The sequence below is a fragment of the Cetobacterium sp. 2G large genome (assembly GCF_014250655.1).
GTDB lineage: Bacteria > Fusobacteriota > Fusobacteriia > Fusobacteriales > Fusobacteriaceae > Cetobacterium_A > Cetobacterium_A somerae.
In genome coordinates this window covers 501,668-524,546 of sequence record NZ_JACHTH010000005.1, presented here as the reverse complement: position 1 = coordinate 524,546, position 22,879 = coordinate 501,668, and the positions used below count along the sequence as shown (strand labels likewise).

The 22,879-nt window shown below is 27.8% G+C and carries 24 protein-coding genes; 7 read left to right on the top strand and 17 right to left on the bottom strand.

All coding sequences use genetic code 11. The features are described from left to right. Positions 1 to 22 precede the first annotated feature (22 nt). Positions 23 to 529 (top strand): HAD family hydrolase, encoded by a 507-nt coding sequence (locus H5J23_RS05340; RefSeq protein WP_023051108.1) that lies wholly within the window; start codon positions 23 to 25, stop codon positions 527 to 529. Between the two features lie 14 nt (positions 530 to 543). Here H5J23_RS05340 and H5J23_RS05335 read toward each other — a convergent pair whose 3' ends face one another. The 7 genes from H5J23_RS05335 to H5J23_RS05305 all read right to left on the bottom strand — a co-directional run bounded on the left by H5J23_RS05335 (position 544) and on the right by H5J23_RS05305 (position 9,973). Further along, entirely contained in the window at positions 544 to 1,653 is a 1,110-nt protein-coding gene (locus H5J23_RS05335; RefSeq protein ID WP_185891235.1) for a YibE/F family protein, read from the bottom strand. 57 nt (positions 1,654 to 1,710) lie between these two features. Continuing rightward, the gene (gene rpsO, locus H5J23_RS05330) at positions 1,711 to 1,971 is read right to left on the bottom strand and encodes a 30S ribosomal protein S15 (RefSeq protein ID WP_023051110.1); all 261 of its coding nucleotides are present in this window, start codon (positions 1,969 to 1,971) and stop codon (positions 1,711 to 1,713) included. A 109-nt stretch (positions 1,972 to 2,080) separates the two neighbouring features. Next, positions 2,081 to 4,267: an ATP-dependent zinc metalloprotease FtsH gene (ftsH, locus tag H5J23_RS05325; protein WP_023051111.1), complete on the bottom strand. Its 2,187-nt coding sequence runs from the start codon at positions 4,265 to 4,267 to the stop codon at positions 2,081 to 2,083. Beyond that, positions 4,257 to 5,597: a tRNA lysidine(34) synthetase TilS gene (tilS, locus tag H5J23_RS05320; protein ID WP_185891233.1), complete on the bottom strand. Its 1,341-nt coding sequence runs from the start codon at positions 5,595 to 5,597 to the stop codon at positions 4,257 to 4,259. The genes ftsH and tilS overlap by 11 nt, the downstream gene beginning before the upstream one ends. Before the next feature lie 83 nt (positions 5,598 to 5,680). Then, positions 5,681 to 7,336, bottom strand: coding sequence for a B12-binding domain-containing radical SAM protein (locus H5J23_RS05315; protein ID WP_185891231.1), 1,656 nt, complete (start codon positions 7,334 to 7,336; stop codon positions 5,681 to 5,683). 18 nt (positions 7,337 to 7,354) lie between these two features. Continuing rightward, positions 7,355 to 8,311 (bottom strand): endolytic transglycosylase MltG, encoded by a 957-nt coding sequence (gene mltG, locus H5J23_RS05310; RefSeq protein ID WP_023050068.1) that lies wholly within the window; start codon positions 8,309 to 8,311, stop codon positions 7,355 to 7,357. A gap of 75 nt (positions 8,312 to 8,386) precedes the next feature. Beyond that, the gene (locus tag H5J23_RS05305) at positions 8,387 to 9,973 is read right to left on the bottom strand and encodes a DEAD/DEAH box helicase (protein ID WP_185891230.1); all 1,587 of its coding nucleotides are present in this window, start codon (positions 9,971 to 9,973) and stop codon (positions 8,387 to 8,389) included. 211 nt (positions 9,974 to 10,184) lie between these two features. On the opposite strand from H5J23_RS05305, the gene H5J23_RS05300 reads away from it, so the two are divergent. After that, a complete protein-coding gene (locus H5J23_RS05300) occupies positions 10,185 to 10,571 on the top strand; it encodes a PG0541 family transporter-associated protein (protein ID WP_023050070.1) in 387 nt (128 codons plus the stop codon). Between the two features lie 42 nt (positions 10,572 to 10,613). Here H5J23_RS05300 and H5J23_RS05295 read toward each other — a convergent pair whose 3' ends face one another. The 6 genes from H5J23_RS05295 to H5J23_RS05270 form a co-directional block, all read right to left on the bottom strand. Then, positions 10,614 to 10,763 (bottom strand): hypothetical protein, encoded by a 150-nt coding sequence (locus tag H5J23_RS05295; protein WP_023050071.1) that lies wholly within the window; start codon positions 10,761 to 10,763, stop codon positions 10,614 to 10,616. A 23-nt stretch (positions 10,764 to 10,786) separates the two neighbouring features. Next, entirely contained in the window at positions 10,787 to 12,988 is a 2,202-nt protein-coding gene (feoB, locus tag H5J23_RS05290; RefSeq protein WP_185891228.1) for a ferrous iron transport protein B, read from the bottom strand. 10 nt (positions 12,989 to 12,998) lie between these two features. After that, positions 12,999 to 13,226: a ferrous iron transport protein A gene (locus tag H5J23_RS05285; RefSeq protein ID WP_023050073.1), complete on the bottom strand. Its 228-nt coding sequence runs from the start codon at positions 13,224 to 13,226 to the stop codon at positions 12,999 to 13,001. A 93-nt stretch (positions 13,227 to 13,319) separates the two neighbouring features. Next, positions 13,320 to 13,541, bottom strand: coding sequence for a FeoA family protein (locus tag H5J23_RS05280; protein WP_023050074.1), 222 nt, complete (start codon positions 13,539 to 13,541; stop codon positions 13,320 to 13,322). A gap of 97 nt (positions 13,542 to 13,638) precedes the next feature. After that, positions 13,639 to 14,583 carry an ATP-binding protein gene (locus tag H5J23_RS05275; protein ID WP_257162814.1) on the bottom strand — a complete coding sequence of 315 codons (945 nt, stop codon included), beginning with the start codon at positions 14,581 to 14,583 and terminating at the stop codon, positions 13,639 to 13,641. Position 14,584: 1 nt separating this feature from the next. After that, positions 14,585 to 15,391 (bottom strand): ATP-binding protein, encoded by an 807-nt coding sequence (locus tag H5J23_RS05270; RefSeq protein ID WP_023050076.1) that lies wholly within the window; start codon positions 15,389 to 15,391, stop codon positions 14,585 to 14,587. 119 nt (positions 15,392 to 15,510) lie between these two features. Between H5J23_RS05270 and H5J23_RS05265 the strand changes: the two genes are divergently transcribed. After that, positions 15,511 to 15,864 carry a hypothetical protein gene (locus H5J23_RS05265; protein ID WP_185891224.1) on the top strand — a complete coding sequence of 118 codons (354 nt, stop codon included), beginning with the start codon at positions 15,511 to 15,513 and terminating at the stop codon, positions 15,862 to 15,864. Between the two features lie 32 nt (positions 15,865 to 15,896). Here H5J23_RS05265 and H5J23_RS05260 read toward each other — a convergent pair whose 3' ends face one another. Further along, positions 15,897 to 16,157, bottom strand: a complete 261-nt coding sequence (locus H5J23_RS05260; protein ID WP_023050078.1) for a hypothetical protein — start codon at positions 16,155 to 16,157, stop codon at positions 15,897 to 15,899. Positions 16,158 to 16,301: 144 nt separating this feature from the next. Here H5J23_RS05260 and H5J23_RS05255 point away from each other — a divergent pair, with 144 nt between their 5' ends. After that, positions 16,302 to 16,676 (top strand): C-GCAxxG-C-C family (seleno)protein, encoded by a 375-nt coding sequence (locus H5J23_RS05255; RefSeq protein ID WP_185891222.1) that lies wholly within the window; start codon positions 16,302 to 16,304, stop codon positions 16,674 to 16,676. Positions 16,677 to 16,748: 72 nt separating this feature from the next. Then, positions 16,749 to 17,966 (top strand): IS256 family transposase, encoded by a 1,218-nt coding sequence (locus tag H5J23_RS05250; RefSeq protein ID WP_221892802.1) that lies wholly within the window; start codon positions 16,749 to 16,751, stop codon positions 17,964 to 17,966. Between the two features lie 220 nt (positions 17,967 to 18,186). On the opposite strand, the gene H5J23_RS05245 is transcribed toward H5J23_RS05250, so the two are convergent. The 3 genes from H5J23_RS05245 to H5J23_RS05235 form a co-directional block, all read right to left on the bottom strand. After that, positions 18,187 to 18,543, bottom strand: a complete 357-nt coding sequence (locus tag H5J23_RS05245; protein WP_185891219.1) for a hypothetical protein — start codon at positions 18,541 to 18,543, stop codon at positions 18,187 to 18,189. A gap of 66 nt (positions 18,544 to 18,609) precedes the next feature. Further along, positions 18,610 to 19,950 (bottom strand): deoxyribodipyrimidine photo-lyase, encoded by a 1,341-nt coding sequence (locus tag H5J23_RS05240; RefSeq protein ID WP_185891217.1) that lies wholly within the window; start codon positions 19,948 to 19,950, stop codon positions 18,610 to 18,612. A 23-nt stretch (positions 19,951 to 19,973) separates the two neighbouring features. Further along, complete coding sequence (locus H5J23_RS05235; RefSeq protein WP_185891215.1) at positions 19,974 to 20,372, bottom strand: thioesterase family protein; 399 nt, start codon at positions 20,370 to 20,372, stop codon at positions 19,974 to 19,976. Between the two features lie 109 nt (positions 20,373 to 20,481). Between H5J23_RS05235 and H5J23_RS05230 the strand changes: the two genes are divergently transcribed. Then, positions 20,482 to 22,143 (top strand): LytS/YhcK type 5TM receptor domain-containing protein, encoded by a 1,662-nt coding sequence (locus H5J23_RS05230; protein WP_023050083.1) that lies wholly within the window; start codon positions 20,482 to 20,484, stop codon positions 22,141 to 22,143. Further along, the gene (locus H5J23_RS05225; RefSeq protein WP_185891213.1) at positions 22,144 to 22,875 is read left to right on the top strand and encodes a LytTR family DNA-binding domain-containing protein; all 732 of its coding nucleotides are present in this window, start codon (positions 22,144 to 22,146) and stop codon (positions 22,873 to 22,875) included. Positions 22,876 to 22,879: the final 4 nt, after the last annotated feature.

Genomic DNA, 22,879 nt, shown 5'->3' with positions numbered 1-22,879 from the left:
TTTTTATTTTTGAGGAGGCTTTATGATTAAACTTATTGTTTTAGATGTTGACGGAACTCTTACTGATGGTAAGCTTTATGTAACAAATCTTGGTGATGAAATGAAAGCTTTTAATGTTAAAGATGGATTAGGAATTACCCAAGCTATTTCTCAAGGTAAAGAGATTGCTATCATCACAGGAAAAACATCTCAAATAGTTACTAAACGTTGTCAAGAACTTGGAATAAAAGAGATTCATCAAGGAATTAAAAATAAAATAGCAACTCTTGATTTAATATTAGAAAAATATTCTATTTCTTATGATAATGTTGCTTATATGGGTGATGATCTAATTGATTTGGCAGTTATGAAAAAATGTAAACTAGCAGGAGCACCTAAAGATTCAGTTGAAGAAATTCTTAATATTTCTGATTTTATTTCAACTAAAAATGGTGGAGATGGAGCTGTTAGAGAATTTATAGAATATATTTTAAAAAAAGAAAATTTATGGAATAATGTAGTTAACCACTTTGTTCCCACAGAACAATAAAAAATAGCTGAAATTCAGCTATTTTTTTTTGTAAATATAATACAGCATAAATAGGAAGTTATTGGCACTGCAACTAAAATTCCTATACTTCCTGCAAAAGCTCTTATAATATCAGCTGCTACTGATTCAAAATTTAAAATTCTAATTAAAGGAAATTGTTCTTTTTGTAAATATATGAATAAAGTTGATAATATTCCACTTCCTATATACGCTAATATTAGCGTATTTACCATTGTTCCTATAATATCTTCACCTATTCTCATTCCTGATTCAAAAATGTCTTTTTTAGTTATATCAGCGCTTCTCTTTCTTAATTCTGTAAGGGCTGAAGATATTGACATAGATACATCCATTACTGCTCCCATACTTCCTAAGATAACTCCAGCTGATATTATTTCTCTAATTTTTATTCCCTGAAGTAATGTTGAATAATTTAATGCCTCTACTGAAACAAAACCTGTCATAGCCATTTTATATGAAAAATACATTGATACTATTCCTGCTATTACTACTCCTGAAACTGCTCCTAGTATTGCTACTAATCCTTTTTGAGAGAAGCCTGTTGTCAAAAATATTGTAATTGTTGAACATAATAAAGCACATAAGGTTGAAATCAAAATTGGTGAATAGCCATTTGATATCATTGGTAGAAAAATATTATATATTATCCCTACTACTATTACTAAGGATAAAATCGCCTTTATTCCTTTATATCTGGCAATTATAACTGTTAACAATACAAATATACCTACTATTAAAAATATAGAGTCTCTTTTATCAATATCTACTATATAGTATGTATTATCACCTAATTCTCCATGCTCTTTATACAATACTACATTTTCATTCTCTCTTATAAAAATATTATAAGCTTTCTCTAAATAAACTGGCGATTGAATTAAAATCTCTTTATTTTCATCTTCACCTTCTAATATTCTTACTCTATATTCTTCAATCTCTTTTATCCCATCCTGTCCATTATACCCACTTTTTTTTGTACTCTCTAAATATAAAATTCTTCCTTTTATATACTCTTCTTGTGTTTGTTTCTCATTATTCTCTATCTCTTGAGCTAATATTCCAGTGGAAAATATTATTAAAAATAATAATAAAAAATTTTTCATACACTCTCCCCATTTTATTTTATAAAAAAAAACGAGGAAGACTTCCTCGTTTTAATATTACTTTCTGATTCCTAATTTAGCAATAAGAGCTCTGTATCCTTCGATATCTTTGCTCATTAAGTAGCTTAAAAGTCTCTTTCTTTTTCCAACCATTTTTAATAATCCTAATCTTGAGTGGAAGTCCTTCTTGTGAGTTCTTAAGTGATTAGTTAAGTGGTTGATTTGTGCAGTTAAGATAGCGATTTGAACCTCTGTAGATCCTGTATCTTTCCCGTCTTTTCCGTAAGCGCTGATGATTTCTGCTTTGTTTATAGCCATTTTATTTCCTCCTGAATATTTAATATCTAAGCCAAGGTTTACGGGGCTTAATCGTAAATCCTAGCATAGATTGTTATTATTATAACACAATATCTTATTTTAGTAAAGTCTAATTTTCTGTCTTATCCTCTTTTTGATCTTCTAAAACTGACTGAGAGGCTTTCTGTTTTAATTCTTCTCTTAATTTATTTTCTTCTTCTTTTAAGTCTGCTAATTTTTCTTCTATTCTGTTTTCTTCTTCTAATCTTTCAACAGTTTTTCCTTTTAACATCTCATCTAACTCTTCACCTGTTATAGTCTCTAATCTTAACAATGCCTGAGTTATATTCTCTAATGTTTCTCTATTTTCAGTTAAAATCTCTTTTGCTTTATTATAAGCTGTCGTTACTAATCTTCTTATTTCATCATCTATCTCTTTTGAAGTTGTTTCTCCATAAAGCTTTTGTTGGAACATATCTCCATCACGAGTAGCATCTAACATTATTGGTCCAAATTTATCACTCATACCATATTTAGTTACCATAGCATGAGCTATTGCTGTAGCTCTTTCTATATCGTTACTAGCGCCTGTAGTTATGTCTCCAAATACAACTTCTTCTGATGCTCTTCCTCCTAAAAGTGTTACAAGCTCAGATAAAAACTCATTTTTTGATTTTAAATATCTATCCTCTGTTGGAAGAGTCATTGTATACCCAAGAGCAGCCATTCCTCTAGGAATTATTGTAACCTTGTGAACTGGTTCTGTATGTGGTGACAATCTTTGAGTCATAGCATGACCAACTTCATGATAAGCAACTATAATTCTTTCCTTTTGAACTGCCATTCTTGATTTTCTCTCTGGTCCTATTGTAACTTTTTCAGAAGCTTCTTCTAAATCAGACATATTTATTTCATCTCTACCAGCTCTTGCAGCCAATATAGCCGCTTCATTTAACATATTTGCAATATCCGCTCCTACAAATCCTGGCGTTTTTCTTGCTATTACATCAAAATCAACATCTGATGCAAACTTTTTATTTCTTGAATGAACTTTTAAAATAGCCTCTCTACCCTTTATATCAGGTCTATCAACTACTACTTGTCTATCAAATCTTCCTGGTCTCATTAAAGCTTTATCTAGTATTTCAGGTCTATTTGTTGCAGCTAATACTATTATTGTTTCATCGCTTCCAAATCCATCCATTTCTACTAGAAGTTGGTTAAGTGTTTGCTCTCTCTCGTCGTTTCCTCCACCTTGACCACTTCCTCTTTTTCTACCTACTGCATCAATCTCATCTATAAAGATTATACATGGAGAGTTTTTTCTAGCTTTAGAAAATAAATCTCTAACTCTTGAAGCTCCAACTCCAACAAACATTTCTACGAATTCTGATCCTGACATACTAAAGAATGGAACCCCAGCTTCTCCAGCTACAGCTTTAGCTAAAAGTGTTTTACCTGTTCCTGGAGCACCTAGCAATAAAACTCCTTTTGGAATTTTAGCACCTAAATTTTTAAATTTATCAGGCTCTTTTAAAAATTGAACAATTTCCTCTAATTCAACTTTTGCTTCATCTATTCCAGCTACATCAGCAAAAGTAACTTGAGATACATTTTCACCATTTTCTTTAGCTTTAGATTTACCCATATTGAAAACTTGTGGTCCTCCACCGCTTCCTTTATTCATTTTATTAAGCATAAAAATCCAAATTCCAATTAACAGTAACATCGGGAACCAAGATGCTAGCATATTTAATAAAAATGGTAACTCTTGTGGTGGTAAAGATTGTATTTGGATATTTTTATTCTCTATTAAATCAACTAGTTGTAAATCTCCTCCAAGTCTATCAGTTATCATTCTAGCTTTTACTGCAGATGCATCTTTTTCAGCAGTATATCCATATATATACCCTTCTCTTTCATCTACTCTAACTAACTTATTATCTTTTACATCTTGTAAAAAATCTGTGTAACTTATTGTTTTTACATTTGTTGAATCTGACTTAGAAAACATTGTTGGAAGAGATAAAATTATTGTTACTATAAATAATAACATCACAAATCCTTTTAAGTTAAATCTTCCTCCTAACTCTCTTGAGTCATTTGAATCTTTATCTTGTTTTCCTTTATCTATACCCTCTTTTAATTTTTCTTTAATTTTTCTTTTTCTTTCCTCTAACTCTTCTTTTTCTTTTTCCTCATTTGATTTTTTGTCATTGTTTTTCTCAGCTTCATCATCGTCGCTTTCATCTTTTTTTGGCTCCTCTTCAATGAAGTTATACAATGCCATTTTTTCATTATCTTCTCTATTCTTCATCTTGCCTCCTTATGATTAGCTTAATTCCCTTTTTATTTTCTTCACCCTTAAAACTCTCGCTCTTTTTTACGCCTGAAGCCCAAACGATTTCATCGTCTTTTAATATTAATGGTATTTCTCCCCTTAAATCTTTTGGAATTTTCTCATTTATAAAAACATCTTTTAATTTTTTATATGATTCCATTCCTAAAGGTCTTATCTTATCCCCATCCTTTCTCATTCTAATCTCTATAGTGTCACCTATTTTTAAATTTGTTAAAAATTCATTTTTACCAAAACTTTTATTATCCTCTATAGCTTCTACAACATAGCTATTAAAAATGATTTTAAACGGTATTTTTTCTGTAACTAGTTTATTAACTTTTTCTAATTTATCTTTTTTTTCCTTTTCTATCCAAATATTTTTATATTGTTTTTTCAATATAAAACCTTTTTCTAATTTTATTACCTTACTTCCATTAGTATTCAATAATTTTATAATGTTTCCTATTTTTTCTCTTGAACCTTCTAAATTATATTTTTTTAAATACTCATTAATTATCTTTCTTTGAATATAATTTTCTTCTAATTCAATTAAATCTATATTTAAAGACCATCTATTATCTTTAAAATCTTCGTATTTTTTTAAATCAATTTCTAGAATCTTATTCACTTCTTTAATTTCTGAAATCAAATTAAAAATTTTGTCTTTAAAATTATTGTTGTATCTTTTTTCAATCCAAGGTATCAAATCTAATCTTATACTATTTCTTGTAAAATCATTTTCAAAATTAGTTTCATCTATTCTATATTTAATTTTATTTTCATCTAAGAATTTTAAAATATTATTTTTATAGACCTCATTAATTGGTCTAATAATATTTTCTCTATTTGGAATTCCTTCTAATCCTTCTAAAGATGAACCTCTAATAAGTCTAAATAGAAATGTTTCGATTTGATCGTCTAAATTGTGAGCTATTGCTATTTTATTACCCGAAATCTTTTTCAATATATCTTTAAAAAATTCATATCTAATAAATCTTCCAGCTTCTTCTAAACCTATATTATTTTCTTTAGCAATCTCTTCTATCGAAGCTCTTTTTACAAAAATTGGTATATTTAATCTCTCACTACATTCAATACTAAATTTTTCATCTGTGTCTGAATTTTCTCCTCTTAACAAATGATTAACATGAGCTAAAACAAACTCAAAATTTATCTCTTTTTTAGCATAATTTAGAGCTTCTAATAAAAATACTGAATCTGGTCCTCCTGAAAAACCAAGAACTATTTTGTCGCCCTCTTGTATTAATTTTTCATCTTTTATTTTTTTCAAAATTTTTTTTAACATAATTTTATCCTTTAAAACAGTATTTTATAGAATTATACCATATAGAGCCTCTTTTTAAAACTCTTTTTACCTCTTATTTTTAACTAAAAAGTTTCTAAAATTGTTTTTTTCTTTGTATAGTTAAAAAATATTTCAATCTCTCCATTTTTGTTATTTAATACATCATAATTAAATTTTTCAAACTCAGTCTTTTTATATCCCTCTCTTGAAGATATAAAATCTTTTTCAATTATTATATTATTATATTTTTCTTTATCTTTATTAGAAATGAACCATTCAGGATATACACCTGGCTTTCCTAAAAGTAAATAATCTAATTTTAAATACTCTATAAAAATATTTTTTCCTTGAAAATTTTTCTCTTCAAAAAATTTAACTAAATTATTAAAAATAGTTACAACTTTATGACCTAGCCCTAACAAATTTTGTTTATCATAATAATTTGAAATATCTTCAAAAAAGTCAAATGGTCTATTATAATAATTTTCTATTATAAACTTTACTGAATACTTAAACTTCTCAGAATTATAATAGTAATCTAACATTTTTTCTACATTTTTTAATTTTACTAGCTCTTCATATTTTATAAAACAATTAGAAAGTACTTCATATGGAGGAAATTCTATATATTTATAGTCATACTTCTCTATTTCACTAGCTATTTTTGTTCCACTTAAAATTTTTAAGAATCCAAGTTGAATCATTTCAGCATCTAAATCATATACATAATCAAATGAATCTTTAAACGTATCATATGTATCATATGGTAATCCTGCTATTAAATCCACGTGTAAATGAATATTTTTAGATATCGCTTTAATATTATTTCTTAGCCTTTCTAACAAGTTTCTTCTATTTATACTATCCATTGTTTCTTTATTAATACTTTGAACTCCCACTTCAAATTGGAAATATCCATCTGGAACTTTCTTTAAAAAAGCGATTATTTCCTCATCAAAAATATTAGCATTTATTTCAAAATGAAATGTTACTCCCTCTTTATAATTTTCTAATAAATATTCCCAAATTCCTAAATATCTATCTTTTCTTAAATTATAAGTTCTATCTACAAATTTTACTAATTCTACTCCTGAATCTAAAAATCTTTTTAAGTCACTTTTTACTCTCTCTAAAGATAGATATCTAACACCTTTATCTATAGATGATAAACAATATGAACAACTAAAAGGACATCCTCTACTTGATTCATAATATAAAATCTTTATATTTTCTTTTAATTCTTCGTCATTATATGGAAATGGTATTGTATCTAAATTTTCTATTGGAAATTCATCACCTAAATATGCAAACTCTCCAGACTTTAAAAAAGCTACTCCTTTTTGATTCTTATTTTCATTAGTTAAAAAATTTAAAAGTACCTTTTCTCCCTCTCCTACTAAAACAAAATCAATAGATTTATTTTCTATCAATGATTCCTTTGCATTATAACTAACTTCTGGTCCTCCAAGAGTCACTGTTATATGAGGCATTATCTTTTTTAGCTCTTTTATAATACTAAAAACATATTCCTTGTTCCATATATATGTTGAAAAAATGTAGTGATTTCCATTTAACCTAAACAGATCTGTTATTATACTTTGAATTTGATTATTTATATTGCTTTCATATAACTCTATTTTTAAACTACTATATTTTTCAACGTAATTCTTTAAATATCTAATTGCTAAGTTTGTGTGAATAAACTGACTATTTATTCCAACTAAAACTACTTTCTCCATAATTTATATCTCTCCTAACTACTTATTACTTTTTTTCTGAACCTCTAGATGTTCCTTATATGTTTTTGTAAATGTATGTTTTCCATTACTAGTTACTACAAAAAACAAATAATCCGTCTTAGCTGGATTTATTGCTGCCATAACAGAGTTATAATCTGGATTAGATATTGGCCCTGGTGGCAATCCTTTATACATATATGTATTATACGGAGAATCTATCTTCAAATCTTTATAATACATTCTTCTTTTAGTGTAATCATATATATAGTTTACCGTTGCATCTGAACCTAAATTCATCCCTTTTTTTAAACGATTATAAAAAACTGATGACATTAAAGGCTTTTCATCTTTTAATTGTGCTTCTCTTTCAATAATCGATGCCATAATTAATTCCTGATAAAATTTTTTCTTATCAGGATATTTTTCTGGAGGAAACTTTTTTAAAAATTCTCCTGTCATTGCTTTTACTATCTCATTTTCATTAGTATCTACTGAAAGATAGTAAGTTTCAGGATATAAATACCCTTCATAGTTCCCATTTGGTGTTAAATATGGGAAGTCTTTTATATTTTCTAGCGCTTTTTTTAATCCTTCCTCTGTTCCAATACCTCTATCTTGAAGTAATTTACCTATCTCTTTTATTGAATATCCCTCTGGAATCGTCAAAATAGTATACTTAACTTTCCCCTCTTCCATCATTTGAAGTATATCTTTATATGAATATTTTCCATCAAATTCATAAAATCCAGCTTTTATATTTTTACCTGAATTTTTTTCATATTTTAAAAATATTTTAAAAATAATTGATTTATCAATTCCCAATTTATTAAAAACACTAGTTAAACTTGTACCTTGTTTTAGATTAACTTGAACTTTATAATCTCTTTTTTCCTCTATTTTTATTGAATAAAATTTAAAAAGAGCCACTGGTATTGTTATTATCAAAAATAACAATATTAAGATTTTCTTTTTCATAACACTCTCCCATTTTTATGTTGAAAAAAGCTGTACTTTGGTTTCCCTAGTTACAGCTTTTTTATTTTTATTCAATTACTTTCTTGATTGTTTTGCCTTTTCGATTAAAGGTTTCTTTCCTTTTCTATCTTTTTGGAAAATATCAACTATTGTTTCAGCCTCAACAAATGGAACAGAAACAAATGAGAAGTTCTCATATACTTCTACACCTTTTAATTTTGATTCATGAACTTTAGTCTTTTTAGATATTAAGTCAACTAATTTTCTAGGAGTCATTTTATCTTTCTTACCAAGAGCTATAAATAGTCTTGTCTTTCCTGTTTTATCAAGTGAAACACTCTCTATATCAGAGTAGTTTGTTTCCTCTAATTCCTCATCATAGAAATTCTTTAATATAGCTGCTATAACTTCAATTGGAGTTGTCTCTTGAGTTAATAATTCTTTTGCCATATCATAGTAAGATTCTGCATCTCCATTTGATATAATGTTCTTAACACTATCAAACAATCTAGTTTTCTTAGCTAAGATTACATCCTTTACTCCTGGAACTTGCTCTTTTTTAATCTCTGTTTTTGTTATTCTTTGAATTTGAAGTAACTTTCTATACTCAGATGGAGTTATAAATGTTATTGCTGTACCTTGTTTTCCAGCTCTTCCTGTTCTTCCAATTCTATGTACGTAACTTTCTGCCTCTTGAGGAATTGCATAGTTTATAACATGTGTTAAATCATTTACATCTATACCTCTTGCTGCTACGTCTGTTGCAATAAGAATATTTAAGTTTTTATTTTTAAATCTTCTTAAAGTAACTTCTCTATGATTTTGACTGATATCTCCGTGTAATCCTTCAACATCATATCCTCTATCTTGTAATTTTCCTACAAGCTCATTTACATCATTTTTAGTTCTACAAAAAACAATTCCATAGAAATCTAACTCGATATCAATTATTCTGCATAAAGCCTCAAATTTATCTTTCTCTTTTACTTCAAAGTAAATTTGCTCTGTTAAGTTTGTTGTTAATTCTTTTTTCTTAACTGCTAATACTTCATGCTCTCTCATATGAGATTTTGCTATTTTTAAAATTTCTGCTGGCATAGTTGCTGAGAAGAATAACATTCTTTTATCTTCGTTAGTTTGAGTTAAGATATGCTCAATATCCTCAACGAATCCCATATTTAACATCTCATCTGCTTCGTCTAATATGAAATAATCAATGTTATTTAATTTTAAAACCTGTCTGTTCATTAAATCCATTACTCTTCCTGGAGTACCTACAACAATATCAACACCTTTGTTAAGTTGTCTTTTTTGTTGCTCTAATGATTGTCCTCCATAAACTGGAATTATTTTTAATTTTCTTCCGTGTGCTAATGAGTTCATCTCTTCAGCTACTTGAACTGCTAACTCTCTTGTTGGCGCTAATATTATAGCTTGTACATGTCCTGTACTTTTCTCTATTTTTTCAAGAATTGGTAAAGAGAACGCTGCAGTTTTTCCTGTTCCTGTTTGTGCTTGACCAATTATGTCCTTTTCTCCATTTAATAATGCTGGTATAGTTAAAGCCTGTATTGGACTTGGCTGTTCAAAACCTTTTTTTTCTAGAGGCTTTAAAGTTTTTTCAGTTAAACCTAAATCTCTAAATGTTAATATTTTTTCCATATTCACTTCCTTAAATTATTTATATTCATTCATTAGATTATAACATAGATTTATAAAAATGTGTACTTTTTTTAAATTTTTATTTATTAGTTATGAGTTGTTTTTTTACATGTTCTTATTCTGTAAGAATTTTTACCATATTCATATATTGATTTTTTAAAAAAAATATAGTAATAAAGTATTAATCATATTTTATAGGAGGCGGTCTTTTATGGTTGTTGATAGAAAAAATACAAAAAGAGTAGTTATATATATTAATGATTCTCAAAAAAATAATCTACAGACATTTTTACATTCAATTGGTTTTCATTACTATACTATTCAATCTAAACTAGAAGGTAGCTGGGAACATGGAATTAGACACTTAAATAACCATGTTTGGCCTGGATCTGAAGCTGTTTTTCACCTTATCGTATCTGGTTTCAAAGTAGAGTTACTTTTAAAAAAATTAAAAAGCTTTAGAATGGGACTTCCTGATAATGTAGTTATGGCTGTTTTAGTTTGTCCTTTAGACGATTTTATCTATAATATGATGAGTGTTGATATTGAACCTGATGATTCAACCGAAAAAGTTCATTGGTTAAAAGATGATGAATAATAAAAAGGAGTAATTCGATGAATTACTCCTTTTTATTTAAAATTAATGTTTACATTTATCTTTTAAACTACAATTCCCATTTTTGCCTTTTGAACAGCTACATCCACTTTCACCTTTTAACATTTTATATAAACTTTTTAAGGCTATTCCTCCAATTATTGCAACTATCCCTATTAAAACTAAAGTTTTCATATTTGCCTCCTCAGATAGAAAAGTTAAAAAAACAACTTTCCAATTTGGAATACAAGTGTTGACACGATGTATGGTACTACTAATAACATCCCTATTATAAATCCTGTAAACTTATATCCAAACTCTTGTTTTATAGCTCCTAATGTTACAACACAAGGAACTACTAATAAAATAAATACCATAAATGAATATGCTCTTAAAGGAGCTAACTCATCTGTCCACAACATTTTTGTAGCTGCTACAACACCGCTTCCTTCCTCTTCAATCTCAGATTCATCAGGAACACTAAACAGCCCCTTAACATCTAAACTAACAACACCAAGTATCGAATCTTTAATAGCCACTCCTAGCCCTGCTAATTGATCAACAGTATCCTCTATAAATGTCGTTTCATGATTTACCTCATCTTCAATCTCTTGAGCATCCTTATCTCCTACTAATACTTGTGCCATAAATCCTACTACTATCTCTTTTGCTGCTAAACTAGGTGGTATTGCTGCAACTGTTTCCCATCTATCCGCAAATCCTGTTGGCTTTAGAACTCCTTGGAACGTTTTTCCAAATTTAGCCATATAAGAGTTTGCAGTATCTCCATTATTTGGAAAATATGTTAATGCCCATAAAATCATTAGCATCCCCATTATAATTGTTGTAGCCTTTTTTAAATATGATCCAGTTCTAGTCAATGTTGATTTTACAATAACTCTTAAACTTGGCACTCTATACGGTGGTAACTCTATCAGCAACGCTCTTCCCTCGGCCTTAAACATTTCAAAATTCTTTAAAGCTAATCCCGTTAAAATAGCCACAACAATTCCTAATACATATAATGACATTACAACCATTCCAGCTTTAGCACCAAAGAATGCTGCTGTAAATAATCCATATACTGGAAGTCTAGCACCACATGACATAAATGGTGCCATCGCTGCTGTCAGTCTTCTTGATGATTCGTCCTCTAAAGTTCTTGTAGCATAAATTGCTGGAACTGTACATCCAAATCCTAATACCATAGGAACAAAGGCTTTACCATTTAATCCTAATTTTGTCATTATTTTATCCATTAAAAAAGCAACTCTAGACATATAACCACTTTCTTCTAATATTGCTAAGAAGAAATATAAATATAACATAAGAGGAACAAACACAACTACTCCTCCTACCCCTCCTAAAATTCCATCCATAACTAATGATGCTAACCAATTAGGAGTATTTTCATCTATTAACATACTTACATATTTACCTATATAATCATTTACAAATCCATCAACCCAATCGATTAAAGGAGCTGATCCATTAAATACAGTTCCCATTAATCCTACTATTATTAAGAAAAATATTGGTAACCCTAAATATTTATTTAATAGAACTCTATCAACCTTATCTGTAAAATCTAATCTAGATTTTATTGAAGTTGTAAATGTTTTAGCTAATATTCCTTTAACTGTTCCATATCTTCCTTCTGCAAATATAGTTTCAATATCCTCATCGTGATCATCTTCAAGCTGTTTTGTAATTTTTAATATACTACTATCCTCTTCATATTTATACTCTGTTTTTAAAATTTCTAATAAATGCTTATCTTGCTCTAATAATTTTATTGCTAAAAAGTCCATTCCAAATTTTTCAGAAGCTTTTTGTAACTTTTCATCACAATTTATTTTACATTTAACTTCTCCAATAGCTTCCTCTAAACATTTATCAAATAACAATGTATATTTTTTATTTTCTTTAGATTCTTTTGCTATAACTAACGCTTTATCAAGCAACTCTTGAACCCCTGTTCTTTTTGTTGCAGATGTCATTATCACATCCATCTCAATCATATCTACAAATTTTTTAACATCTAATTTATAATTTAACTTTTCAAATTCATCATAAAAATTTAAAGCCATAATCATCGGTTTTTCTAATTCTTTTAATAACATTGTTAAATATAAGTTTCTCTCTAAGTTTGTAGAGTCAACTATATTAATTATAACGTCTGGTTTTTCATTAATTATGAAGTCTCTAGTTATAGTTTCTTCTAAAGTATATGGACTTAAACTATAAACTCCTGGCAAATCAATACATTGAATTTTTTCACCTTTATACTCAAACTCAGCCTCTTTTTTCTCAACTGTTACACCAGCCCAGTTTCCTACTTTTAAATTTGAACCAGCTATTGCATTTATTAATGCTGATTTTCCTACATTTGGATTTCCTGTAAATGCTATTTTTATCATCTTTAATCTCCTATCCATCTATCTCTATTTCAATATTTTGTGCATCTTGTTTTCTTATAGCGATATTTGTTGATTTTACAATAAACTCTTGTGGGTCTCCTAAAGGAGCATTTCTTTCAAGTTTTATTATCTCTCCAGCTGTTACACCCATATCAACTAACCTTTTTTTTAATTCGCCAATTTTCCCAATTTTGACGATTTTAGCTGATTCTCCTCTTTTTAACTCTGTTAATTTCATTCCAAGCCTCCCAACTTATTAGTTATAAATATATTTTGAAACTCAAAATATATTTGGAAAATTTAAATCACAGTAGATAACTGTGATTTAATATTATTCATTGTCAATTATTATCTTATTTGCTAATCCAAAATTTAAAACATACTTAGTGTCATTTATTTTTACTATATAGTTACTTTGATCATCTCTTAGTAAGCATATTTTATTTCCTATACAAAATCCTTTTTCTGTTAGTCTATTCTTATCTTTATCTCTTCCCTTTATCTCTTTTATAACAAACTCTTTATTTTGTTCTGCAAAAACTAATGGCGTCATAGAATAAACCTCCTAGTATTATTTGTTATTTATACATGAATTATATTCCACTAAATAACATTTGTCAAGGATAAAACTTTAATAATCAAAGTTTTCTTTAAACAAATAGATCTTTTATACTATTTAACATTACACTTCTTACATTTGGACTATCTTTTGCCAATTCCTCTATCATCTTTTTTACTTTTAAACGTTTTGAATTATCACTTGTTTCATATGGACAGTCATTATGTAAAATTGGTAATCCTAATTTTTTTGCATACCTGATTGTTTCTTTTTCTTCCACATATGCTAAAGGTCTAATAACTTTCAACCCATACTCCTCTGAATGATAAGCAGGTTTCATTACCCCCATATTTCCTTGATATAAAATATTTAATAAAAACGTTTCTATTATATCATCTTTATGATGACCTAATACTAACTTATTTATATTTTGTTTCTTCATCTCTTTATACAGAAGCCCTCTTCTTACTCTTGCACACATAAAACATGGATTTTTTAAATCTTCATTAGTCAAAATACTTTCACCTATTGATGTCTCTATTACTTGTAATTCTACTCCTAATTTAGAGCAATAGTCTTTTATATCACCATATTTCCCACCCTCTTCAACTGGATGAATATGAATTGGAAATAATTCAAAATTTATTCCCGATATTTTTTTTATTCTTATTAAAGCATTTAAAACTGTTAAACTATCTTTTCCTCCTGATATCCCAACAGCAATTCTATCGCCCTCTTCAATCATATTGTAATCATGCATTGCCCTTCCTATTGGGCTCCATAATGTTTTTTCAAAACCCTTATCTTGAATAAACGATAAAATTTCTCTATCATCTAATTTATTTAAATTTATTTTTAATCCTGTTTGTTTATAAATTTTATCAATTAATTTTATTATTTTATTTTCAGTATACGTTATCTCTATTTTTATTTCATCTTTTAAATTATTAATTAAAACTATATTTTCTTTAACTTCAAAAGTAAAAGATTGAAATGTGTAGCCATTTAACTCTTTTATATTATCTATTTTTAACACACTACTCTCCTTTTTTTGCTTCAGATACATACCCTAATACATAATCTAAATTTATATTTTTCATCGAATTAAATATACTTTGCTTTATCTGAGGATTTGTTTTCTCTAAAGTCGATAGTAGATTTTTAATCTCTTTTCTCTTTGAATCAACTTTCCCAGATTCAATTGGACAGCCACAAGCCATTGCCATAATTTCATTTTTTTTCGTGAAATTTATAATATCATTTTCTTTTATATAAATTAATGGTCTTATTAACTCTAATCTTCCACTTGTTGATTTTACTTTAGGAATCATTGTTTTTGTAGTCCCTGCATAAAACATATTTATTAAAGTAGTTTCTACTAAATCATCAAAATGATGTCCTAAAGCTAATTTATTATATCCTAACTCCTCTACCTTGCTGTAAAGAACTCCTCTTCTCATTTTTGCACATAAAAAACAAGGACTATCAGGAGACGATTCAAAGGCCACTTCCCAAACATTTGCATCAAATATTTCACATGGAATTCCAAGCTCTTCTAAATTAATTTTAAATTGCTCTAAATCCATAGATCCAAATCCTGGATTCATTGATATAAAGGCTACTTCAAAATTTTTACTTTTATCTCTTTTTAATTCTTGAAATAATTTTGATAATAATAAACTATCCTTTCCACCTGATACTCCTACAGCTATTTTATCTCCATCTTGTATTAAATCAAAGTCTTTTATCGCCTTTGTAAATTTCGACCATATTTTCTTTCTATAAGTACTTCTTATTGAATATTCAACCATTTCTTTTTTTGTTTCAAAAACTTTTTCTTCCATTAATCCTCCAACAATATAGTATAGACTTTTACTCCATTATACCATGCTTGCAAAAAAATTAACAATTCTTTTTTTTTGTGCTAAAATGTGTTATTCGAACAAATGAGGTGATTAAATTTATGAATAATATAGAAAAAAATGTTTTAGAATTTTTAAAAAGTGGAATGGTTTATAGTGATGGTGCCATTATGAAAAATTTAGGTATTGATTCTATTGAACTTGAAGAAATATATATCTCTCTAACAAACCAAGGATATTTAGAGAGCTATGATGATTTTCTTAAAAGAAATCCTGATTATGAAAAAGGAGAAGATGAAATTTCTTGTGGTAGTTGCTCTTCTGGAGGGTGTTCTTCTAAAGGTGGGTGCTCTTCTGGAGGATGTTCATCTGGAGGATGTTCTTCTAAAGATGAAGATATCGATTATTCTAAGATTAAAGTTTTAACTGAAAAAGCTTTTACTTACACATATTAAGAACTTAAAAGGAGAACTACAGAGTTCTCCTTTTAAGTTAATTCCAATTCTATTCGATATAAAAAATTATGTAATTTATTGTAAAACTTGCAGTATCCCCATGTAAAAATTAAAAAAAATGTTGAAACTATAACAGCCTCTTTAGTTACATTGTTATTTTTTATTGAAAATAATAATCCAAAAACAAATAATAAATAATAAATAACTGAGAACTTTTTTAAAATCTCATATAAAATTTCTGTAAAAATTCTAAAAATTGAAACCGCAACCAATCTATATTTTCTTAATACCATAACTTCCCCCTTTATGATATAAATTTATAATACTTTACTCCTTTATCAACTATTTTTCAAATTGATTTTATTTATACTAATCATTGACACCAGTACTTTTGAATAATATAATCAATTAGGTATTCTATTTTAAAGGAGTGTTTTATGAATAAAAAAGTAACTTATGTTAAAGGACAGTTAAATTGTGCTGAATCTATTATTGATTCATTTAATAAAAATAACAATACTGAAATTCCTGTTGCTTTAGGAAGCGGTATGGGAACTGGAGCAACTATTGGTAGCCTTTGTGGTGCTGTTAATGCCGCTGTTCTTGTTATTGGCTATCTTAAGGGTAGAGAAACTTATCAAGAAGAGAATAAAGCTAGATCTTTGGCTAATGATTTACTAAAAGAAATTAAAAATAAGTTTAATTCTGAACTTTGTGTAGATTTGAAAAAATCAAATGTTAGTTGTAGCGAAATTGTTAGCTTCACTTATGAAAAATTAGAAGAAATTTTAAGTAAAAATGGGTCTAATTAAATATTTGTGTAAACCTTCAAGTTGGGGTAATATTAAATTATCTAACTTGGAGGTTTTTTTATGAGAAGAAATATGTCTGAAGAAGAAAAGCAAAAAAGAATTAAAGTGAGAGAATTTTTGAAACAAAATCCTATCTCTAGTCCTGATGATCTTAATACTTTTTTTAAAGATATGATGAAGGTTATGATAGAAGAGTTTTATCAAGGAGAGCTAGAAGAGGAGTTAGGATATACTAAGTATGACTATCGAAATAAAGATTCTAACAACTCAAGAAATGGCTATAGCTCTAAGAAACTTAAAAGTAGCGCTGGTGAAATTGAGGTTAATGTTCCCCGTGATAGAAATGGCGAATACGAACCTCAAGTTGTCAAAAAACATCAAAATACAATTGGGCAAGACTTAGAAGCTAAAATAATTTCTATGTATGCTAAAGGAATGACAACTAGTGATATTGAGTCACATATCGAAGAAATCTATGGTTATCAAGTTTCGGATAGTTCTATTACTAGAATTACTGATAAGATCCTTCCTCTTGTTAAAGAATGGCAAACTCGTCCCTTAGAGGCAGTTTATCCAATTGTTTTTATGGATGCTATCCACTATCATGTAAGAAGTGAAGGACAAATTGTAAAAAAAGCTGTATACATAGCTATTGGAATTAGTTCATCTGGAGAGAAAGATGTTATTGGAATGTGGGTTGGAGAAAATGAATCTGCTAAGTTTTGGCTTAGTAAACTGAATGAACTTAAATCAAGAGGAGTTGAAGATATATTAATTGCTTGTGTTGATGGACTTATAGGGTTTGCCAATGCTATAGAAGCTGTCTATCCTCAAACTCAAATTCAGCAATGCATAATTCATCAGATAAGAAGTTCTACACAATTTGTATCATATAAAGATATAAAGGCTTTAATCGCTGATCTAAAGCTAGTGTATAAAGCGACTACAGAAGAGAGCGCGCTATTAAACTTAGAGTTATTCGACGAAAAATGGGGTAAAAAATATCCAAAGATTGCAATATCTTGGAAAAATAACTGGTCTAGATTATCAACATATTTTAAATATCCTCAAGAAATAAGAACCTTAATTTATACTACAAATACAATCGAAGGATACAATAGGCAGCTAAGAAAAGTCACAAAAAACAAGTCAGTTTTCCCAACAGATGATAGTTTACTAAAGATGCTTTACTTAGCAACACAAGACATTACTAAAAAATGGACAAGCCGTCAAAGAGATTGGGGGCAAATGATTTCACAATTTCAAATATATTTTGAAGGAAGAATTTAAAATTAAGCGTATGAATTTATAAAATTAATAAAGTGGAAAATTCGTCCACTTTGTTAAAGTTACACTAAAATATGTAAAAATGGATATTTAAAAAGGGATGACTTTAAAAAAAATCATCCCTAAAAAATATAAAATATTACTCTAATTTTTTAGAATTTACACAAAATTTGAAGAAGACTCGTAAAAATTAAAGGAGTAGAATATCTACTCCTTTTCTATTTTAGTTAGCAACTTTTTCTTTTATTGCATCTACGCCTTCATCTATCTTATCTTTTGCTTTATCTCCAGCCTTATCTAACTCTTCCCCAATTTTATCAGTTGCTTTTTCAACAGTTTCAACTGCTGATTTAGTTGCATTTTCAGCATTCTCTGTTACAGCTTCCTGAACTGCATTCTCTGTAGATGGCTTTTCTGTCATTTTTTGTGCATTTTCATCAGTAGAAACTTTATCTCCTGGAACTGATGTTGACTCTGTTGTTGTAGGTGTTGCTGCTGGTTTTGCTTCTTCTTTTTCACCTGAACATGCTAATATAAATACACTTAATGCTAATAATGAAATCAACTTTATTTTTTTCATTTTAACTCCTCCTTAAATTTTAAAGTGTTATATACTATTGTTGTTCAAACAGATTACTTTTCCTTTTTATTTTAAATATTTTTCTACATATTTTTCTATATCAAACTTTCTTTTTAACCCATCGCTATTCATATATCTAACTTTACCAAATACCTCCCTCTCTTTCCATGCTCGATCATGCTTTCCAAAACACCAAGCAACTCCTGCATAAGAGTTAGGATCTCTTCCATCATAAAAATATTTATTATTAAGCTTTATTGCTATTTCATATGCTTTTTGGGGAGTAAGACTCCATTCTAATATTTTTTTACACCAGTACATCCTCATATAACTATCCATATATCCCATATCTAACATCTGTTTTTGACACGCATTCCAATATTTATCGTGTGTTTTAAACTCTTCCAACTCCTTTTCACTATAAATATATTTTCTTTTATCATTTGCATGTTTTTCTAATGTTTTATAAGCCCACTCATATGTTATTCCTAGCCAATTATCATAATTTTTATTATAGTAGACAAAATTAATTGCTAATTCCCTTCTTATTATAACTTCTTCTAAAAAACTATTTTTTTCATTAATCAATTCATTACTTAATTTTTCAATATTATGTTTAATTTCTACAGGAGATATTTGCCCAAAATGTAAATAGGGTGATAATTTCGAACTTCTTTCATTATCAGGTCCTTTATTTAAATAAAATTTTAAATCATTTTTTATAAAACTCTCTAAAATTTTTACAGCTTCCCTCTCTCCCCCTAAAAAACCTCCATCTAAATTTTTTTTTATCTTTGGTATATATTTATCAGAACAGTCTAACTCCTCTAGAACATTATCCAAATTTTCTATAAAAAAATATTTTTCTTCATTAAAACTTTCTTCATTTAAAGTTTCTATTTTTCTATATTTATCTCTTAAAGTTTTTGCACTATACTCCTCTTTAGTACTAACTAACTCCACAGGAATGATAACATTACTTTCAATCTCTAAAATTGTACTATCTATACATTTTAGCAATTTCTCTTTTACTTCCCTTTGGTTTTTCAAATAACTTTTATCCCAAATAACAACTTTTGCTTTTTTACAGACTTTAATTATATTTTCTAAAGGATCTCCTTCTAATAAAATAAACTTGATACCTTTTTGATCAAGAGATTCTTTTACATCTTTTAAACCTTGTAGCATAAAATCGTAATGTCTTTTAGATGCTTCTGGATAACTGTTTAAATAATTAAATACAACATAAAGAGGTATTTTATTTTTTTGAGATAAATATATTGCTTCATTTAAAGCAAAATTATATCTCGTTCTTTGACTTTCTTGCATCCAATATATTATATGTTGTCCTTCTGCTTTCTTATCATTTTTTAAATATTTTATTCTTGAATCTTTAAATAAACTCATATGCACACCTCATAATATTTATATTATAAAAAGATTTTTTCTAATTCATTTAAAAACTCTTGAGAGAATCTTGCTACCTTTTTCTTTCCATAATCAAAAGCTACAATGATTGTACTCCCCTCTAATACAACTCCTCCCTCACTTTTTTCTACGCTATATATAAAATTTAATGATGTTTTTTTTATATCTATATTTTTTATTATTATTGTCAATTCATCTCCTAAATATACCTCGCCTTTATAATAAACATGTGCATCTTTTTGAATTGTACCGACATTGTCTCCAACATTTATTTCAGTTACTCCTAAACTTTTAAACAGCTCTATTCTAGATTGTTGAAATAACAACAACGCTCTTTCATTACCCATATGTCCTCCATAATTTATATCTGATATTGTAACTTTATAATTAACTGAAAACATGATACTCCTCCTTAAATATTTTTTTATCTATTATAACAATTATTTTCTCTCATTTGTTAATTTTCTTTTTTATATGATATAATTAATATCATAATTTTGAGGTGTTTTAATGTTTGAATTAGCTCATAAACTTTTCAATACCCTCGGGTATATAATAGCTATCGCTTTTTTCTTCTCTCGATTTAAGAGTGCTCGTAGTATTTTTAGTAGAGAAAAATATACAAAAAAAGATATGCTTCTACTCTCGCTTACTTTTTCTAGTTTAGCTATCTTAGGAACTTATATTGGTGTTGATTACAAGGGAGCCATTGCTAATACAAGAAATATTGGTGTTGTCGTTGGTGGGATGCTTGCTGGTCCTGAAGTTGCTATAATCTCTGGTATTGTTGCTGGTATCCATAGAGCTTCTGTTGGTGTTAGCAGACTAACAGCTATTCCATGTGCTATAGCTACTATTCTTGGGGGATTTATAACAAGCTATTTATATAAAAAAGCAAACTCTAACAATAGATCTCTTTTGGGATTTTTTGCTGGTGTTTTTGTAGAAAACTTAAGTATGCTTTTTATACTTCTTTTTGCAGAAGATAAAATTCTTGCTATGGATATTGTAAAAAATTTATACCTTCCTATGATTTTTATAAATGGAATTGGAGTCGCCGTTATCATTATAATTACTGAAGAGATTTTAGAGGAGAAAGAAAGAGAAGCAGGAACACAAGCTAAACTAGCTCTTGAAATTGCTAATAAAACTTTACCCTTCTTTAAAAAAGGAGAATCTCTAGATAGTATCTGTAAAATTCTTTTAGAGTCCTTGAAAGCTGAGATTGTAGTTATAACTGATAAAGAAGTTATTATTGCTAATGCTTCTAAAAATAACAATCTTTGTCTTAAAGATAGAGAGATTCAAAGTGAAGGCACAAAAAAAGTTTTAAGTTCTGGTGAGATTTTAATTTTTGATAGAAATAGTGAATTTAATGATTTTTCCTATTCTGAAGAAGGTATCAAGTCTTGTATAATCGCTCCTCTTTTTCAAGATGAAAAAGTTTCTGGAACTTTAAAAATTTATTTTAAAAATGAAGAAAATATTACAGCACGAAAAAAATATTTAGCTATTGGTCTATCCCAATTAATTTCAACTCAATTAGAAATTAGTAAAATGGAAAATTTAAAAACTATGGCTAGAGATGCTGAATTAAAAGCTCTTCAAAATCAGATAAATCCACATTTTTTATTCAATGCTTTAAACACTACCGCGTCTTTTGTAAGATTTAATCCAACTAGGGCAAGGGAAATAATAATAGATTTATCAACTTATTTAAGATACAATCTTGAAAATTCTGTTAATTTAGTTCCAATAAAAAAGGAATTAGAACAAGTTAAAGCTTATATCAATATTGAAAAGGCACGTTTTCATAATCGATTTGAAATTATTTATGATTTTGATGAAGATTTAGATACAATAAAAATTCCCAGTTTAACAATTCAACCTCTTGTTGAAAATAGTATTAAACATGGTATTTTAAAACAAAGAGAAAGTGGAATAGTTAAAATTTCTATAAAAAAAGTTTATTTGAAATGTTTAGTTTCCATTGAAGATAACGGAGTTGGAATCGATCAAGATATTATTAACAATATTAATAAAAAAATTGAAAAAAATATTGGTCTAAAAAATGTTCACAATCGTTTAAAACTTATATATGGTAAAGGTTTATTAATTGAAAAACTTGAAAAAGGAACTAAAATATCATTTTATATAAATCAGGAGGAATAGATGCTTAATTGTGTAATTATTGAAGATGAATTCCCTGCTAGAGAGGAGTTAAAATATTTTATTAATAACAACAATAATTTTCAAATCAATAAAGAGTTTGAAAATCCCATAGATGCCTTAAAGTATATTGAAGGAAATAATGTCGATGTTGTTTTCTTAGATATAAATATGCCAGAATTAGATGGGATGAGTTTAGGTAAAATCATACATCGATTTAACAAAAATATAAAGTTAGTTTTTATAACAGCATATAAAGATTTTGCAATAGATGCCTTTGAAATTAAAGCTTTTGATTATATTCTAAAACCTTATTCTGAAGAAAGAATTATAAAAGTTTTAAATAATTTAGTAGAAGAACTTAATAAAAATGATAATGAAAATCTAATTAAAGATTTTAATATCAAAAAAATAACTGTAAATCTAGATTCTAAAATGGTTGTTTTATCTACTGATGATATACTATATATTGAAGCTGATGAAAAAGAAACTCATATTTTTACAGCATCTAATATGTATACATCTAAATTGAAAATCTCACAACTTGAAAATATTTTATCAGAAAATATCTTTTTCAGAGGACATCGTTCTTATATTGTAAATATTGATAAGATTGTTGAAGTAGAACCCTGGTTTAATGGAACTTATATCTTGAAAGTTTCAAACTGTAACTTTAAAATTCCTGTTAGTAGAAATAAAGTTAAAGAGCTAAAAGAGATATTAACTATAAAATAATAAA